17 protein-coding genes are annotated in these 16,492 nt (G+C 61.8%); 4 read left to right on the top strand and 13 right to left on the bottom strand.

Annotated elements, in window-relative coordinates; genetic code table 11:
* Positions 1-174: 174 nt before the first annotated feature.
* The 3 genes from hemC to HMPREF3056_RS11125 form a co-directional block, all read right to left on the bottom strand.
* Complete coding sequence (gene hemC, locus HMPREF3056_RS11135) at positions 175-1,065, bottom strand: hydroxymethylbilane synthase (RefSeq protein WP_070754838.1); 891 nt, start codon at positions 1,063-1,065, stop codon at positions 175-177.
* Positions 1,066-2,442, bottom strand: coding sequence for a glutamyl-tRNA reductase (locus tag HMPREF3056_RS11130; RefSeq protein WP_070513453.1), 1,377 nt, complete (start codon positions 2,440-2,442; stop codon positions 1,066-1,068).
* Between the two features lie 105 nt (positions 2,443-2,547).
* Complete coding sequence (locus HMPREF3056_RS11125; RefSeq protein WP_070513456.1) at positions 2,548-2,787, bottom strand: glutaredoxin family protein; 240 nt, start codon at positions 2,785-2,787, stop codon at positions 2,548-2,550.
* A 106-nt stretch (positions 2,788-2,893) separates the two neighbouring features.
* Between HMPREF3056_RS11125 and HMPREF3056_RS11120 the strand changes: the two genes are divergently transcribed.
* Positions 2,894-3,910, top strand: a complete 1,017-nt coding sequence (locus tag HMPREF3056_RS11120) for an HAD-IB family hydrolase (protein ID WP_070513459.1) — start codon at positions 2,894-2,896, stop codon at positions 3,908-3,910.
* On the opposite strand, the gene HMPREF3056_RS11115 is transcribed toward HMPREF3056_RS11120, so the two are convergent.
* Entirely contained in the window at positions 3,907-4,485 is a 579-nt protein-coding gene (locus tag HMPREF3056_RS11115) for an LURP-one-related/scramblase family protein (protein WP_070681434.1), read from the bottom strand. The genes HMPREF3056_RS11120 and HMPREF3056_RS11115 overlap by 4 nt on opposite strands.
* A 152-nt stretch (positions 4,486-4,637) precedes the next feature.
* Between HMPREF3056_RS11115 and HMPREF3056_RS11110 the strand changes: the two genes are divergently transcribed.
* The gene (locus HMPREF3056_RS11110) at positions 4,638-5,912 is read left to right on the top strand and encodes an HNH endonuclease signature motif containing protein (protein WP_246818658.1); all 1,275 of its coding nucleotides are present in this window, start codon (positions 4,638-4,640) and stop codon (positions 5,910-5,912) included.
* A 119-nt stretch (positions 5,913-6,031) separates the two neighbouring features.
* Here HMPREF3056_RS11110 and HMPREF3056_RS13205 read toward each other — a convergent pair whose 3' ends face one another.
* The 5 genes from HMPREF3056_RS13205 to HMPREF3056_RS11090 all read right to left on the bottom strand — a co-directional run bounded on the left by HMPREF3056_RS13205 (position 6,032) and on the right by HMPREF3056_RS11090 (position 9,582).
* On the bottom strand, positions 6,032-6,133 hold the full coding sequence (locus tag HMPREF3056_RS13205) for a 30S ribosomal protein bS22 (RefSeq protein ID WP_003855542.1): 102 nt from the start codon (positions 6,131-6,133) through the stop codon (positions 6,032-6,034).
* A gap of 243 nt (positions 6,134-6,376) precedes the next feature.
* Positions 6,377-6,565: a helix-turn-helix domain-containing protein gene (locus HMPREF3056_RS11105; RefSeq protein ID WP_010189818.1), complete on the bottom strand. Its 189-nt coding sequence runs from the start codon at positions 6,563-6,565 to the stop codon at positions 6,377-6,379.
* 200 nt (positions 6,566-6,765) lie between these two features.
* Positions 6,766-7,557, bottom strand: coding sequence for a pyrroline-5-carboxylate reductase (gene proC, locus HMPREF3056_RS11100; protein WP_070701452.1), 792 nt, complete (start codon positions 7,555-7,557; stop codon positions 6,766-6,768).
* Between the two features lie 216 nt (positions 7,558-7,773).
* Positions 7,774-8,643, bottom strand: a complete 870-nt coding sequence (locus tag HMPREF3056_RS11095) for a hypothetical protein (RefSeq protein ID WP_070754834.1) — start codon at positions 8,641-8,643, stop codon at positions 7,774-7,776.
* 9 nt (positions 8,644-8,652) lie between these two features.
* Positions 8,653-9,582, bottom strand: a complete 930-nt coding sequence (locus HMPREF3056_RS11090; RefSeq protein WP_012714802.1) for a Ppx/GppA family phosphatase — start codon at positions 9,580-9,582, stop codon at positions 8,653-8,655.
* 33 nt (positions 9,583-9,615) lie between these two features.
* Between HMPREF3056_RS11090 and HMPREF3056_RS11085 the strand changes: the two genes are divergently transcribed.
* The gene (locus tag HMPREF3056_RS11085; RefSeq protein WP_049154643.1) at positions 9,616-10,497 is read left to right on the top strand and encodes a DUF3109 family protein; all 882 of its coding nucleotides are present in this window, start codon (positions 9,616-9,618) and stop codon (positions 10,495-10,497) included.
* Here HMPREF3056_RS11085 and HMPREF3056_RS11080 read toward each other — a convergent pair.
* From HMPREF3056_RS11080 to mshA, 4 genes are all read right to left on the bottom strand, one after another.
* Positions 10,494-11,192 carry a response regulator transcription factor gene (locus tag HMPREF3056_RS11080; RefSeq protein ID WP_070701446.1) on the bottom strand — a complete coding sequence of 233 codons (699 nt, stop codon included), beginning with the start codon at positions 11,190-11,192 and terminating at the stop codon, positions 10,494-10,496. The genes HMPREF3056_RS11085 and HMPREF3056_RS11080 overlap by 4 nt on opposite strands.
* A complete protein-coding gene (locus HMPREF3056_RS11075; RefSeq protein WP_070754832.1) occupies positions 11,189-12,454 on the bottom strand; it encodes a sensor histidine kinase in 1,266 nt (421 codons plus the stop codon). Before HMPREF3056_RS11075 ends, HMPREF3056_RS11080 begins: the two co-directional genes overlap by 4 nt.
* 75 nt (positions 12,455-12,529) lie before the next feature.
* Entirely contained in the window at positions 12,530-13,279 is a 750-nt protein-coding gene (locus tag HMPREF3056_RS11070; RefSeq protein ID WP_049154647.1) for a phosphoglyceromutase, read from the bottom strand.
* Positions 13,280-13,322: 43 nt separating this feature from the next.
* Positions 13,323-14,588 carry a D-inositol-3-phosphate glycosyltransferase gene (mshA, locus tag HMPREF3056_RS11065; RefSeq protein WP_070681417.1) on the bottom strand — a complete coding sequence of 422 codons (1,266 nt, stop codon included), beginning with the start codon at positions 14,586-14,588 and terminating at the stop codon, positions 13,323-13,325.
* A gap of 76 nt (positions 14,589-14,664) precedes the next feature.
* On the opposite strand from mshA, the gene HMPREF3056_RS11060 reads away from it, so the two are divergent.
* Positions 14,665-16,377, top strand: a complete 1,713-nt coding sequence (locus HMPREF3056_RS11060) for a long-chain-fatty-acid--CoA ligase (protein ID WP_070754830.1) — start codon at positions 14,665-14,667, stop codon at positions 16,375-16,377.
* The last annotated feature ends 115 nt before the right edge of the window (positions 16,378-16,492 follow it).

The following is a 16,492-nucleotide window of genomic DNA, read 5'->3' as shown; positions in this document are numbered from 1 at the left end:
TCTTTTCTAGTTTGTAGATTCCGAGTGCCCCAGCGCCGAAGCGTGGCAGGCGCGGGAGTGGAGACAAGAAAGCCCCTCACTCGCGAGTTAAGGGGCCCTTAATCATTGCTCTCAATGATCGTGTGCTAGATACACACTAAAGGAAAAGGCCCGAAACCAAAAATCTACGTGCGATTACTCCGCTGCCAGTACGTCTGCAGCTCCCTGCGCGAAGAGCTCCTTGGAGACCGCGCGCCCCAATTCTTCAGCCTCGTCCGCTGCTCCTTGAGCCTGAGCGATGAGCTGGCGGGAGCCGTCGAGGGCGAAGACACCGCCACGAACGACCAGCTGCTCGCCTTCCCAGTGGGAAGTGGCAGCGACCGGCGCGGTGCAACCGGCCTCCAGTTGGGAAAGCACGGTGCGCTCGGCGCGGGTGGCGGCGGTGGCGGGGCCGTCGGCAAGCAAGGCGATGGCCTTCGCTGCCTCGGTTCCCTTGACGGCCTCGATAGCCAGCGCGCCCTGCGCAGGCGCAGGCATGAAGACCTCCGGATCGAAGACCTCGGTGGCGCGGTTCGCGTAACCCGCGCGCACGAGGCCGGCGTAGGCCAGAAGGACGGCGTCGAGCTCGCCGCTGGTGACCTTGCCCATGCGGGTATCGATGTTGCCGCGCAGCGGACGGATATCCAGGTCCGGGCGCATAGCGCGCAGCTGACTGATGCGCCGCGGCGCGGAGGTCCCCACACGTGCGCCCTCCGGCAGCTCCTTGAGGGTCAGGCCATCGCGGGCAATGAGCGCCTCACGGACGTCCTGGCGCTGCGGAACCACGAGGTCGAAACGGTCATCGGCAGCCGTGGGCAGGTCCTTAAAAGAGTGCACTGCGATCTCGCACTCGCCGCGGGCGACGGCCTCACGCAGGGCCTGGGTAAACACGCCCACGCCGATGCGCTCCACGGGAGCCATATTGACGTCACCCTGCGTGGTGACGATGTGCAGCTCAGCCTCATAGCCTTCCTCTTGCAGCCACTCTTGCACGTGGCCCGACTGAGTCGTGGCCAGGAGGGATCCTCGGGTACCGATCTTCAACATCTATGCGTCCTTTTCTTCCTTAGTGCTTTCCGCGGCTTCCATCTGCGCGGCGTCCGGCAGCTCCGCCACGTCCACGGCGACGCCGCTGCCCTCCAGGTGGAGTCCAAAAAGCTCCTGCAGTGCGGTCTCGTGGCTCACGGTGCCAGAGTTCGCCGCGAGCTGCTTCGCGCGGACCGTGGGCTCGTGCAGCAGCTTATCCGCAACGCGCTTGAGGGCGCGATTGATATCTCCCATCTGGCGCTCATCCAGCTCCGGGTGCTTCTGCTCCAGCCGCGCTACCTCGCACTGGACCAGGTTCGCGGCCCGCTTGCGCAGAGCTGAGACCGCCGGGACGACGTCGCGGACGCGTTGCTCAGAGGCATAGGCTTCCAGCTCTTCGCTGACGATGCGCCGCGCCTGCGCGTGCGGGCTGGTACCGGCGGCCAGGTCGGTATCGGCTGCCTGCAGGGAGTTGCTGAGCCTCTCGATGTTGACCAGATCGACTCCCTCGACCTCTGCCACAGCGTCATCAATATCGCGCGGCAGAGAGAGATCCACGAGCATCAGCTCGCGGTCGGCTACGTGATAGCGCTCGACGTCGGCCGCCGTAATAGTGAAGCCCTGGGCTCCCGTGGCGGAAATTGCCACGTCCACATCGCGCAGGGCCTGGGCGCGCTCCGAGAAGTCGATAACGTCCGCGTACACGCCCGCCTCATGGGCATGCTGTGCCACGCGCTCCGCACGGGCAATGGTGCGGTTCGCGATAATTAGCTGCGCACCCAGGCGCCCCGCGTGCGTTGCCGCGAGCGAGGCCATCGCGCCTGCGCCCAAGATGAGCACGCGCTTGCCCGCGAGATCTTCCCTGCCCATGCGGCTCAGCGCCTGATCAAAAGCAAAGGAGACCATGGAGGAGCCCGCCTCATCGATCTCGGTTTCGGAATGCACCCGCTTGCCGGTGCGCAGCGCGGACTGCGCCAGCGCATGGATGCGCGGGCCGACGGTTCCTTGCTCCGAAGCAAACTGGTAGGCGGTGCGCACCTGGCCGATGATCTGCTGCTCCCCTACCACCATCGAGTCCAAGCCTGAGGCCACCATCATGAGGTGCTCAGCGACGGCGTCGGCATAGCGCACATAGAGATAGGAGCGCAGCTTCTCCTCCTCCACCCCGGAAACGTCAGCGAGGTTGCGCACGACATCCTGGACCCCGGTGTGGAAAGAGTTGGTGACGGTGTATACCTCGAGGCGGTTGCAGGTGGAGATAATCATCGCCTCGCTCAGCGAGCCCGCCGACACCATGGCCCGGCAAGTGTCATTCTGCACGGTCTCGTCCATGCTCAGCTTTTCCAGCAGCGCCACCGGCGCCGACTGATGCGACATGCCCACGACGAGCACACTCATGCACAACCCTCCAGTTTTGCATCATCCCTTTGGATGACATAGATCATCCAAAAGACTACTAGTTGTCATCTCGTTTCCGAAACTCACGGAAGTGCCCACAGAAAGCTAGTCCGCCAGCGCCTGCGCTAGCTCCTCATTGTCCACTTCCCAGCAGGAGAATTCCTCTCCATCAATAACCACAACAGGAACGCGATCGCCGTATTCCATGGCCAGCTCCGCATCCTCATCGACGTTGCACACTTTAAGCTCTGCCCCAGCGTGACGGACCACCGGGGTAATCTGCTCCAGAACGCGCGCGCAGGAGCCGCACGTGGTACGCACCATCAGTTCGACGACGTGGGACATAAAGCTCTCCTCGGTAGGACGTAGAACGTTTCGCGGTTTACTATGGACACGTTAGTCCGCCCACCCTATGAAAGCTGAACGCGTGCCCCTCCCGCTCCCTCCTGGTATGCCCGATTCTCCCCGCGAGTTCCTTGCCAATTGGACCGCTAGCAGGGGAAACTTGCGCAATTTCCTGGAGCAACAGGCTTTCGCCCCGCTCGGCGAAGAGCACCAGCGTACGGCCGGTGAGGCGTCGGCAGCCGCCGCCGTGGAGCACCTCTTCGGCATCGACCTGGATGCCTTCTCCTCTGGCATCGATTCCGTCCAGGGTTCCTTCGAATCGGCGGGGTCGCGCTCCATAACCGAGCCCGACCCAGACATCCCCCAAGACGCCGGCGCTGCAGCCTTCTTTGATGTGGACAACACCTTGGTCCAAGGGTCCTCGCTCGTGTCCTTTGCCTTGGGCCTCGCGCGGCGTCGCTACTTCAAGCTCTCAGAAATTCTGCCCATTGCCTGGAAGCAGCTCAAGTTCCGCATTTCCGGATCGGAGAATGCCGCCGACGTGGCTGCTGGGCGCGTGCAGGCGCTCGAGTTCGTCAAGGGCCGCTCGGTAGATGAGATGGTGGCCTTGTGCGAGAGCATCGTGGACCAATCGATGGCCCGGAAGGCCTACCCGGGCACGAAGCAGCTGGCGCAGATGCACCTCGACGCCGGCCAGCAGGTGTGGCTGGTCACCGCCACCCCCGTGCAGCTGGCGCAGATTCTGGCGCAGCGCTTCGGTTTCACGGGCGCGCTCGGCACCGTGGCGGAGGTGAAAGATGGTCGCTTCACCGGCCGCCTCGTCGGCGATATCCTCCACGGCCCAGGTAAAAAGCACGCCGTGGCAGCGCTGGCCACCTTGGAGAACCTCGACCTTGAGCGTTGCACTGCCTACTCCGACAGCGCCAACGATGTCCCGATGCTCTCCATGGTGGGGACCCCCGTGGCCATTAACCCGGATTCCAAGTTGCGCGATATCGCCGAAGAAAAAGGCTGGCTCATCCGCGACTACCGCTCGGTACGCAAGGCCGTGCGCACCTACGGCCTCCCGGCACTCGCCACCGCGCTCTTCTCCTATGGCAGCTGGCGGTTCGTGCGCCGCTAACTGCTGTTTTGAGCCTTAGTGCGCAGCATGTCCATGCACATGACCGCACCAATCAACCCTGCATGCTGCTGCGGGTCGAGCCCCGGCGCGATGCTGAGGCGGTAGGTATTCTTACCGGCTAGGAACCTGCCCACGCCTCCCCACTCGTTGCGCACCTCTGCCAGCGGCTGCCCCTGGCTGGTAATCGTGATATTCCAATCCCAGACATCGCCTTCAATCTCGATCTCCGGAAAGCCCTCCATTTCTAGGCTCAGCCGCGTCTTGAACATGGCAAACCGCTTGGTCACGATCGCCATGGGCTTCTCGACGCCCGGCAGATACACCTCATAGGTATCCTGCACGAAGTTGGGCGGATCCTTGATCACCATGAGCGGCTGTTGCGGGTTTCCCTGCTCATCCGTGAAGGCAACTTGAAGGCTGCGGGAGGCGTTGAAGAACATGTCCTTCAGGCTCGTCGACTGCAGAATCGTCCCGACGGGCACGCCCTCGTCATCGGCGATCAGGAATTCATCCTGCATGAAGGACTTGGTCTGCGAAATAACCAGGCTGTTAAGAGTGAGGAGTCGAGGCAACATAGTTCGCTATTTTACGTACGCGATGAGCTCCTGTGGGGTGAGAAGGATGGCACTCCCCACTCGGTGTATAGCGACAAATACAGGCTCCATAACCCCCTCCCAGATATCCCAATAATGCCAGGTAGAGATAGATGTCCGGGGCATATTTTATAGTGCGTTTAGAACATATCATCGACACGTCAATCTCGGGGGATACCGTGAATACCGCCACCCAAACCGCCTACTTTTCCCATATGAACCCTGACTGCGCCCTCGCCGTGGAGCGCAGCGCCGCTCGCCGTGCAGACTACCGCTCGTGGGTAGCCGCCATGCCAGACCTCGATGAGGATTTCGGGGTCGCGTGCCAGAGGCTCGTCGCCAAGCTTGGCGTCGGGGACTACACCGTTAGTGAATGCTGTCTAGCCGTGCACCGCCTCACGGAGCTACCGCAGGTCAAGGCCCTGCAAGACAGTCAGTTCTTGCTCGATATGAAAGCGCTCATCACCATCGACCGCACCTTGACCAAACTGGGCGCGCTGCCTGCGGAAACACTCGCGCTTATCGACGACGCCCTTGCCACCTTCTTCACCCCTACCTCACCGAACCAGGTCTTTCCTACCCCGGCGCAGATTGGGCGCAAGGTGCGCGATATCTGCAAGAGCATCAACAAGTCCTTTTCCTTCCGCGATTCCCCGAAGAAGGACTCATATACTTTTACCGATACTGGCGAGCGCGGCATCCTCGAGCTCAATACCGATAGCGCCACGGGCATGATTTTGGATGGCTACATCAAGCAGGCAGCAAAGGAAAACGGCCTTTCACAGGCCGATGCCCTGAAGAAGCTCATCGCCGGCAGTATCTCTCCGCCCGCGACCGTCATTCTGCACACCTATCAAGCCAGCGATATCGACAACGCTCCCACCTTCGTCCAAGGGCATGGTTGGACGTCACAGGACATTCCCGCAACACGCACGCGCGACCTTTCCTCGCAGCCGCCGGAGTCAGCCAGCTACGTTTGTTCAGAGCTCATCCGCAAATACGTGGAGGGCCGGGACGGCACCTGCCGCGCTCCGGGATGCAACCGGCCGGCCTACCTGTGCCAAATGGACCACCGCATTAACTACGCCGATGGTGGCGCCACGCACCCGCGCAACTTGGCCAGCCTGTGCCAGCACCACCACAACATGAAGACTGATGGGCGCGCGCACTACATCATGGATCCGCATACTGGGGACATCGTGTGGCTCTACGAGGACGGAACGTGGGCCATGACGGAGCCGACTGGCCCGCTGGCAAAGAAGACGAAGCGTTGGGCCCAGACGGTAGCCCAAAAGATCACGGCCACCCGCGAGCGCGCCTACGAGGAAGCACAAGAGGCTCACAACGCGCACGACGCTGCCGAGGAACCCCGCACCCCCAGCACCCCGCAGGAAGATATTCCGTTCTAAGCGGTGTCGTCGTTTGAAACGACGGCGCGGTCATCTGAAATGACGGGAAGGAGAAAAGATAACAGAAACTCCCCGCCACGATCCCAAAAGGACCATGCGGGGAGTTTGCAGGCGAAGCTTTACTTGCCCAGCTTACGGCGCTGAACGCGGGTGCGGCGAAGCATCTTGCGGTGCTTCTTCTTGGACATGCGCTTGCGGCGCTTCTTGATGACAGAACCCATAGCAGGTTTCCTCACTTTCGGTATCAGTACGTACGTAACCCGGCCGGCAACGCCTGGAATAAAACCACCCACGGTGCACTCGAGGCGGCCCCCGCGAAACGGGGAGACACAGGCATACCAGTGCCGAAACGAATGTTCACTATCTTACCTAGTGGCCTGCCCAGCACCAAAACTAACGGCAGCGCCCACCGCCGTGGACCGCGAGGGTCCGCAGTGGTGGGCGCTGTCAGAGAGAGGTGCGCGCTAGGCTCCGTACACGGAAGCCTCAAGGTATTCCTTGACGGCGGATTCGTGAACGCGGAACGAGCGTCCCACGCGCACTGCCGGCATGTCACCTGCATGAACCAACCTGTACACCGTCATCTTGGAGACACGCATGATCTCCGCAACTTCGGCGATGGTCAGGAAGGTTCCCTTATCTTCATTCGTCATAGTTTATTTAACCCTTCAGCACGTGACGCGCTGTAGGCTTCCCCTCCCACAGGACTATCACGCACGCGCTCCTGCCAGCTTAGCGTGAAACCTGTGACTAATGCGACCCAAGTGCTAATTTTTTCCTCTTTCGCACCGTTGTTCCCCATCAAGCCCGAATGACAACAGGTGTCACATCGCTCCCAGGGCGGTGGAGAACTCTAGGCAAGTTCCTGCGCACGCTGGGAACATGCCTCAGCGGCGCGGAAAAAGGCGCCTCGAAGTCCGGACTCCTCGAGCTCGCGAAGGGCAGCGGCAGTGGTTCCCCCCGGGGAGGTTACCCCTGCGCGCAAAGCGACCGGATCCTTACCGGATTCAGCCAACATTTCACCCGCGCCCTGTGCAGTGCGGGTGGCCAGCTTCTCGGCAACGTCGCGGGTGAGGCCGAGTTGGACGCCGGCATCAATGAGCGCTTCGGTGACCAGGAAGTAGTAGGCAGGCGCAGAACCCGCCAGGGCGGTAGCGGCATCAATGTGCTTTTCTTCGATGACGGCGACCTCACCGACGGCCTCCAGCAGCTTGACCACGCCGTCGAGCTGCTCCTTCGTGACGTGGGCACCACCCGCGCAGGTGCACATGCCCTTGCCCACCAGCATGGGAGTGTTCGGCATGACGCGGACGACGGGAACGCCCTCACCGGCGGCCTTCTCCAGGGTGTCGAGGGTCAGACCAGCCGCCATGGAGGCGACCACAGCTGTCTTGGGGATGTCGAGGCCCTCGAGAAGCTCGACGATGGCATAGGGCTTCACACACGCAAAGATGTAGTCGGCGCCGTCGATCGCCGCGGCGTTATCGCTGGTAACACTCACACCGTAAGCGTTCTTCAGCTCCTCACCGCGCTCGGAGCGGCGGTTAGTCACCACAATGTCTGCGGCCTCGTAGCCTGCATTCACCAGCCCGGAAACTAGGGCCTCGCCGATTTGTCCTCCACCAAGTACTGCAATTTTTGTCATGCATCCCAGGGTGCCAGAAAGGCTGGAACGCGGCCACCAGGTCAAGGCTTTGCCCGCAGGTTGACCCCGCGCATGCAAAAGGCATCTGCCAGAAGGCGTTTTCTGCTCTAAAAACGCCCTTTGCAAGGGATAAAAGGCGTTTGCAGGGGCAAAGATACCTTTTAACAGATGCCTTGTGACAGATGCCTTATAGAAAGTGTCTTGTGGAACAGGTGATTACATCACAACGAGCAGCGGGCCGAAGGTAAGCACGAGGCCAGCGACGGCTGCGAGGAACATCGACAAACCATCGCGGCTGGTGCGCAGTGCGTGGACGATTCCGACGATGACGCCGGTGACAACGACGCCGAGCACGACGACGACGAGGCGGTCGAAGCGGTCCCAGAGAATCTCAAAGCCCTTGAACACGATGGCACCGAGCACGATACCCACGAGGGCGAGCAGGACGACGGCAAAGGGGTTGAGCTTGCCCTCCTCCTCGTCGTCGTAGTCCTCGTCGTACTCTTCAAGGTCCTGATCGACTGCTTCGAGCTCACCGGTGGTGACGGTGTCATCCTCGGTTGCTACCAGAGCCTGTGGTGCGGGCTTGTCTGCGACCTTTGTTTCGGCCTTATCGTCGGTCTTTTCTTCGACCTTCGGCTCGGCCTTAGCCTCAGTCTTCTTTGCCTCAGCCTTCTTCTTAGGCTCGTCCTTGATCTTTTGGATAACGCGCGTGTCCTCGTCAGAGGGCTGGGAGCGCTTGGTCTCCGACTCAGCTGGCTTCTCTACGGGGACAGCGGCGGCCTGAGGCTTGTCAGCCTTCTTCTTGGATTCCTCCTGCTGAGGAGTCTCCTGCTTAGGCTGTTCCTTCTGCTCCTTTTTCGGCGCGGGAATGACCGGGGCCGTTTCATCGATGGAGACGTTCGAGTGCTTTGCCTCAGCCGGGGTTGCCTTGACCTTTTCGAGATTGCCGGTCAGCTCCGCAACTGAGATGCCGCCTTCATCGAGGCTCCGGCGACGGCGGCGGGGGCTCTTCTCCTCGCCGGGTCGGTCCTTCGCGTTACGGGCCAGCAGCTCCGCAACTGTCAACTGTTTCTTGTCAGCCACGTTTCTTTCCTATTCCAGTCCCTTATCGGTACGGCGCAAAATGACACCTTCTCGGAGAGCCCAGGGGCAGATCTCCAGCTTTTCGATTCCCAGGGCACGCATGCTCGCCTCCGCCACTAAAGCACCGGCGACGATTTGATGCGATCGGGTAGAACTTACACCCTCAAGGTCCGCCCTGTCAGCTGCAGTCATACGGGAGATGAAGGAAATCAGCTGACGCAAACCCGGCGCCGTGAGGGTGCGCTTGACGTAGGGACCCGCCGAAGACGGTGCAGCACCGGTCAAACGGGCCAGCGTGCGGAATGTTTTCGAGGTGCCCACGGCCAAACCCGCGGGGCCCAGCGCACGCATCTTATCGGCCACGCCGACCAGTTCCGCATCAATGTAATCCCGCAGCAAATTCACCTTGGATTTCTGCGGCGGATCAGTATCGAACCAGTTATGGGTCAGGCGGCCAGCTCCCAAGTCCAGGGAGAAAGCCATTTCCGGATGCTCGTCGGTACCAGTGGACAGCTCCAGCGAACCGCCACCGATATCGAGGTTGGTGATGCGGCCAGCGGACCAGCCATACCAACGGCGGGCGGCAAGGAAGGTCAAGCGCGCTTCCTCCTCACCCGACAAAATCTCTAGGCGGACGCCGGTTTGCTTCTCAACTTCATCGAGGACCTTGGCCGAGTTCGTGGCCGAGCGCACGGCAGAGGTAGCAAAGGCGATGAATTCATCACAGCCCAGCTTCTGGCCCAGCTCAGCGGCCTCACCCACGGCGGAGATGAGCTTCTTCATGCCCTTCTCGTGGATGTTGCCGTCCTTGTCTAGCTGTTCCACCAGACGCAGCGGGGTCTTCCAATCGCTCATCGGCGAAGGCCGCCCACCGGTTGCGGCATCGACCGCAACGAGGTGGACGGTATTACTTCCGACGTCTAATACACCTAATCGCACGCCTCTAGAGTAGTAGGTCTACCGTGGGTAGGTGTGAATCGCCCGAAATCAAATGAAGTTTACCTGGGTTTTCCCGCCTCCTCCCCAGCGGCGGCTTCCATCTTGGCCGGCCGCGAAAAGGCCCCCGATTTTCCCAGAGAGTGGTTTGAATTTACGGATCCAAACGATCCACTCCACGTCTTTTCCATCGACCTGACCTGGCTCGAATCGCACTATGCCTGCCAGTTTGGAACCGAGAGGTGCCACGGCATCGATAAGCAACAGCCCGACGTCGGCTGCTGCGTCCACGGCGCCTACATGGCTGATGAGACAGACAGGGAGCAGCTTCACGACGCCGTCTCCCGCATGCCCGCCCGCTTCTGGCAGCACCGCCCTGAGGGGGTAGATGAGTTCCTTCAACACGGTGAGCCCGAGGAGCTGGAACCGTGGCTGGAGTGGGATGAGCTCGACGGCGATGACGGCGAGCCGGAACCCGCGCTAAAGACGCCGCTTGTCGACGGCGCCTGCATCTTCGCTAACCGTGCCGGCTGGCCCACGGGCGCGGGCTGCGCTATCCACCAATGGGCGCTCGAGGCGGGCGAGGAGCTTACCGTGGTCAAGCCCGAAGTATGCTGGCAACTGCCGATTCGCCGGCACGAAGACTATGAGGAGCGCCCCGACGGGGAGGAAATCCTGCGGACCACTATCGGCGAATATGATCGCCGCGGGTGGGGCAACGGCGGCGAGGACTTCGATTGGTATTGCTCGGCGGATCCCTCCTGCCACATAGCGGATGAGCCGCTGTGGAAGTCACAGAAGACCGAGCTCATCGCGCTACTTGGCGAGGAGAGCTACGAGATTCTGGCCAAGCACTGCGAGGCCCGGGCGCGCTCCGGGGTCGACTTCCCGCGGCACCCGGCGGATCCTCGCGCTTAAGCCTCGAACTTGTAGCCGAGGCCGCGCACCGTCACGAGCTGCTGCGGGTGGGAAGGCTCGGCTTCGATCTTGGAGCGCAGGCGCTTGACATGAACGTCGAGAGTCTTGGTGTCACCCACGTAGTCGGCGCCCCAGATGCGGTCGATGAGCTGTCCGCGGGTCAACACGCGCCCAGCGTTGCGCAGCAAGTACTCGAGAAGGTCGAATTCCTTGAGCGGCATGGAGACCGGTTCACCGGCGACGAGCACGGTGTGTCGCTCGACATCCATGCGCACACGGCCGCCTTCTAGAATCTGATCGTCCGGTTCCTCCTCGGCGTTGTCAGAGGAAACGTCGTGGCCGCGGCGCAGCACCGCGCGGATGCGGGCGATGAGCTCGCGGGAGGAATAAGGCTTGGTCACATAATCATCCGCGCCGAGCTCCAGGCCCACGACCTTGTCAATCTCTGAGTCGCGCGCGGTCACCATAATCACCGGAACGGAGGACGTCGTGCGCAATTGCTTGCAGACGTCGGTTCCAGACATTCCCGGCAGCATAAGGTCCAGCAGGACGATGTCTACTTTATTTGCCGCAAACTGTTCGAGCGCGCTGGGCCCATCCGGGGCGAGGAGTACGTCGAATCCCTCCTTTCGGAGGAGGAAGGCGAGGGGATCGGCCAGCGACTCTTCATCTTCAACGATGAGGATGGTGGTCATTGCGCTTTATCCTTTCGACGAGCTGCTACACGCGCCACGGCGCGCTGCAAACCAGGGGCGGCAGAGCTGACGGCTCCGTCTTCTATATTATCCCGGTTAATAAGATTATCTGCTGGCTTCTCTTCCGCATATATAGGGAGCTCGATAGTGAACGTCGAGCCGGTGCCAGGACGCGACCACAGCTTGATGTTGCCGCCGTGATTAGCCACGACGTGCTTCACAATGGCCAGGCCCAGGCCCGTTCCGCCGGTCTGCCGGGAGCGCGCCTTGTCCACGCGGAAGAAGCGTTCAAACACCCGCTTTTGATCCTCTGGGGCGATGCCAATGCCGCGATCCGTGACGCGAATGTGAACGACCTTCCCGCCGACCACCTTCTGCGTTACCGACACCGGTAGTTCATCTGGCGAATAGTGGATGGCGTTGGAGATCAGGTTGGAAATCGCCGTCACCAGGAGGGACTTATCTCCCATCACCTTGACGCCTGCGGATTCGCCGCGGGTGAGCTGGTTGTGGTGGGAATCGGCAGCGAGTTGGTTGCGGGTGATGGCTTCATCAATGACCTCATCGAGGTCGAGCGGCTCCATCTCCGGGAGGGCCTCCGCACCCTGCAGCTTGGACAGGGAAATGAGCTCGCTGACCATGTCCGCCATGCGCGCCGCTTCCTTCTGCACCTTGCTACCGAAGTACTCGACATGCTCGGGGTCCCCGGTGTCCTGGAGGAGTGCCTCGGCCAGCAGGGCGATGCCTCCCACTGGGGTCTTCAACTCGTGAGAAACATTGGCCACAAAGTCGCGGCGAGCGGATTCCATGCGCACCGATTCGGATTCGTCGGTGCCGTAGACGATGACGAAGCGATCATCGTTGAGCGTCAGCGGCTGGACCACTGCGCGCACCTGAATCACGCGGTTGCCGGTGCGCCGTTTGGGGATAGCAAGGTCCAGCGTGCGGGTCTCTTTGTCTTCGAAGACCTCTTCCGCGACCTTCCGAATGTCGGGGTTCACCGCGCGGTCGTGCACCATCGACATTTCATGGGCAGCGGGGTTAGAGAAGATGACCTCTTTCGTGCGCGAAAGCACAGTCATTCCAGATGGGGAACCACCCACGGCTAGGTGCAGAACCTGGCTAACACTGGTGACCTGGTTAGCGTCTGCATCGCGGACGCGGCGGCGCTCCATCCGTTCACGGATCCGGGTGATCACCGGTATGGCCAGGCCGCAGGCCACCACACCGGCGAGGAAAGCGAGTACCAGTTCCACAATCATTCACACCCCTACAAAGAATCCCCAAGGAGTATAGGCTCCCTGGGGATCGTGCGCAGCACGCAGCTTCCTGGGCGGTTACTTCTTTCCGCCCTGGGCAGCCACGGCAGCGGCGCCGGCAGCAGCAGCTTCCGGATCCAGGTAAGTGCCGCCCGGGTTCACAACCGAACCGTCCTCGGTGATCTCGTAAACCAGCGGGATACCGGTCGGAATATTGAGCCCGGCAATCTCCTCATCGGAGATCTGATCCAGATGCTTGACCAGCGCGCGCAGGGAGTTGCCGTGCGCGGCGATGAGAACGGTCTCACCCTTCTTGGCGCGCGGCAGAATCTCTTCCTCGAAATAAGGAACGAAGCGCTCGACGACGTCCTTCAGGCACTCGGTGCGCGGAACCTGATCCAGGCTGGCGTAGCGCGGGTCACCGGCCTGGGAGTACTCGGCGCCATCCTCCAGCTCAGGCGGCGGGGTGCCGTAAGAACGACGCCATGCCATGAACTGCTCCTCGCCGTACTTATCCTTGGTCTCTGCCTTATTAAGGCCCTGCAGGGCGCCGTAGTGGCGCTCGTTGAGGCGCCAGTCGCGCACAACCGGGATCCAGTGGCGGTCCGCAGCGTTGAGCGCAATATTGGCGGTGCGGATGGCACGGCGCAGCAGGGAGGTGTAGACGATATTCGGCAAGATGCCCTGTTCCTTGAGCAGCTCGCCGCCACGCTTGGCCTCGCCCTCACCCTTGGCGGTGAGGTTGACGTCAACCCAACCGGTGAACTGGTTGGACTCGTTCCATTCGGACTGTCCGTGTCGAAGTAGAATCAGCTTTCCGTTACTCATAAACACCAGCATGCCACGTTTTTCGACAGCGCGTCAGGTGGTTTTAATATCCGATTGCCCGGCGCGCGTGGCAATCCGGAATCTCGACACTCATCGCATCGGCGTAAATATTCTCCAGCTGGGTGGCCGCCGCTGCCCAGCTGAACTGTTGGGCGTGATCGACGGCGGCTTCGCCCATGGCGATGCGGCGGGGATCGTCGTCAAGCAGCTGCTCCAATGCGTCCGCCCAGTCCTGCGCTGAGTGTGAGTGGACGAGCAAGCCCGTGTCACCGTCCGCGACGGCGATGGGCAGCCCGCCGACGGCCGCTGCCACCACGGGCGTTCCGGAGGCCTGCGCCTCCATGGCCACCAGCCCGAAGGACTCGTTATAGCTGGGCACCGCAACAATGTCCGCAGCCTGGTAGATGGCCACGAGCTCTTGGGGTGGGCGCGGGCTCAGGAAACGCACGACGCGCTCCACCCCCAGCTCGCGGGCAAGGTTGTGGTAGGCATCCGGCGAGGAATTCGCCCCGGAGGCACCGCCACAGATGACCACGCGCAGGCGGCGATCCGGATCGCGCTCCATCAGCTCCGCGGCGGCGCGGATGAGCACGTCGGGGCCCTTGAACTTTTGCAGGCGGCCCACGAACGCCACCACCTTGGTGTGCAGCGGGATGCCCAGCTGGCGGCGCGCGCGTTCCGTCATGCGGTCCGTTCCCGGGGTATACAGCTCGGTGTCCGCCCCCGGGGAGACCACGACGATATTCTCCGGCGAGGCGTCGTAATGCTCGATCAGATCGCGGGTTTCCTGGGCGGTGTTGACCACCAGGATGTCGGCGTTATCCACCAGTTGCTGCTCGCAAATGCGACGTGCCTCGGTTTCCGGGGTGTCATCGAGCGTGCGGTGCACGTTCTTCACGGCAGCCAAGGTGTGCGCGGTATGGACGAGAGGGATATCCCACAGATCGCGCAACAACCATCCCACCTGGCCGGAGAGCCAGTAATGGGAGTGGATGACGTCATACTCCACATCAAAACAGCGCGCGAAGTTGAAAATGCCGCCCGTGAACGCGGCCAGCTGGGTGGGCAGCTCCTCTTTACTGAGACCTTCATAGGGCCCCGCCACAATGTTGATGACGCGCAGGCGCTCCTCGACGTCCACCACTTCCCCCTGACTGGGGCGCGTGGCGCGAGTGAAAATATCGACCTCCACGCCGAGGCGCGCGAGCTGACGGGCAGTGTTGAGGACGTAGACGTTCATGCCGCCCGCGTCCCCGGCTCCGGGCTGCTCGAGGGGCGAGGTGTGCATGGAAATCATCGCGATGCGCATAGTTTTCCAGTGTATCCCGAAACAACCCGCGTTATACTGGCCCGTACCTTAACCTACGCGACCGAAAGGTGAATCGATGTCGGCATACGAGTCCAAGGCGTGGCTGAAGTACTACCCAGAATGGACCCCGCACACCCTGGAGTACGGAGACACCACGCTTCTCGACGTCTACGACAACAACCTCGCGCTTCATCCCGATAAGCCGGCAACCTACTTTTTCGGTCGCACGCAAACCTACGCCGAGCTGGACAAGCAGGTCCGCCGCGCAGCCGCCGGTCTGCGCGCCTTCGGCGTGCGCCCGGGAGACCGCGTTGCCATCGTCGCCCCCAACTGTCCACAGTTCATCTCTGCTTTCTGGGCCGTGCTTAAGCTGGGCGCCATCGCGGTGCTGCACAACCCGCTCTACACCGCCCACGAGCTGGAGGGTCTGTTTAAGAACCACGGCGCGCGAATCGCCATCGCGTGGGATAAGACGGCCTCCACGTTGGAGAAGCTGCGCCCGACGACCTCCCTGGAGACCGTCGTCTCCATCAACATGATCAACGCGATGCCGACTCCGCAGCGCCTGGCCCTGCGCCTGCCTATTCCGCCGTTGAAGTCCAAGCGCGATCAGCTCACCGCCCCAGCTCCGAATACGGTGCCGTGGGAATCCCTCGTTGGCAACGCCATCGGCGGCGATGGTTCCGATGTCATCACCCCGGAAGAAGTCACCAAGGACACCACCGCGCTCATCCTCTACACCTCCGGCACCACCGGCAACCCCAAGGGCGCGGAGCTGACCCACGGCAACCTCTTCTCCAACCTCTTGATGGGCAAGCACTGGGTACCGGGCTTGGGTGATTCCCCCGAGCGCATGCTCGCCGCACTCCCCTTCTTCCATGCCTACGGCCTGACCATGAACGCCACCCTGGCGCCGCTCATCGCCAGCGAATTGGTGCTGCTTCCTAGCCCGCAGATGCCGCTCATCATGGACCTGATGAAGAAGCACACCCCGACCTGGGTTCCGGGTGTACCGACCTTGTACGAGCGCATCGTGGCAAAGGCGGAAGAAGACGACGTTTCCCTCGACGGCGTGCGCGCGGCCTTCTCCGGTGCGTCCACCCTGCCGGTCAACACCGTGGAGAAGTGGGAGAAGTACACCGGCGGCATGCTCGTGGAAGGCTATGGCCTCACGGAGTGTTCGCCGATCATCGTGGGTAACCCCATGAGCGATGATCGCCGCCCCGGCTACGTGGGCATCCCCTTCCCGGACACGGAGATTCGCATCGCTAACCCGGACAACCTGGATGAAACCATGCCCGATGGTCAGGAGGGCGAGGTTCTCGCTCGCGGCCCGCAGATTTTCAAAGGTTACTTCGGCGATGAGGAAGCCACTAAGAAGGCATTCCACAATGGCTGGTTCCGCACGGGTGATATGGGCGTGATGGAAGAAGACGGCTTCATCCGCCTAGTCAGCCGCATCAAGGAAATCATCATCACCGGTGGTTTCAACGTCTACCCGGGCGAGGTTGAGGAAACGCTGCTGGACCACCCGGACGTCGCGGAGGCCGCCGTCGTGGGCCGCCCGCGTTCGGACGGCTCGGAGGACGTCGTGGCCTGCATCGTGCTGAACGACGGCGCCGCGCTCGACCCCGAAGGCCTCAAGAGCTTCTGCCGCGAGCGCCTCACCCGCTACAAGGTTCCGCGCACCTTCTACCACTTCGAGAAGCTGGCCACGGACCAGCTGGGCAAGATTCGCCGCCGCGAGGTTCAGCAGGATCTGCTCGAGCGTCTCAAGGCCGAGAAGTAGCACTCCATAACCCCGGAGCGATCCCTGCGTGATAAACGCACATCGCCGGGGTTATTGATTTGTCCCGAAAAGATTTCGTTACGTTAAGCAACTTTGCTAAGTTTTGCGAGACTTC

Origin of the sequence: Corynebacterium sp. HMSC056F09, from assembly GCF_001815785.1 — a bacterium.
GTDB classification, from domain to species: domain Bacteria; phylum Actinomycetota; class Actinomycetes; order Mycobacteriales; family Mycobacteriaceae; genus Corynebacterium; species Corynebacterium hiratae.
The sequence above is the reverse complement of the archived record's forward strand: the minus strand, read 5'-3'. Positions and strand labels throughout refer to the sequence as shown.